Annotated in this window: 1 rRNA gene; it reads left to right on the forward strand. The window is 55.0% G+C overall.

The window, feature by feature from the left end:
* Window positions 1-34 precede the first annotated feature (34 nt).
* A 23S ribosomal RNA gene (locus AC6CH3_RS23475) occupies window positions 35-398 on the forward strand; the annotation flags it as partial.

Below are 398 nucleotides of genomic sequence, written 5' to 3' on the forward strand. Positions count from 1 at the left end.
GTGGTTCTCTCGAAATTAGTTTTTGATCTTTTGTGGTCAAGTTTTTAAGAGCACACGGTGGATGCCTTGGCATTAGGAGCCGAAGAAGGACGTAGGAATCTGCGATAAGCCTGGGGGAGTCGATAACCGGACTGTGATCCCAGGGTGTCCGAATGGGGAAACCCCGCCGAGCGCGCGAGTGACTCGGTGACCCGCATCTGAACACATAGGGTGCGTGGAGGGAACGCGGGGAAGTGAAACATCTCAGTACCCGCAGGAAGAGAAAACAATAGTGATTCCGTTAGTAGTGGCGAGCGAACGCGGATCAGGCTAAACCGTTCCATGTGTGATAGCCGGCGGGCGTTGCATGGTCGGGGTTGTGGGACTTTCCGTTCCAGTTCTGCCGGACTGGTGAGGTG

The organism is Arthrobacter sp. GQ119 (assembly GCF_059759125.1).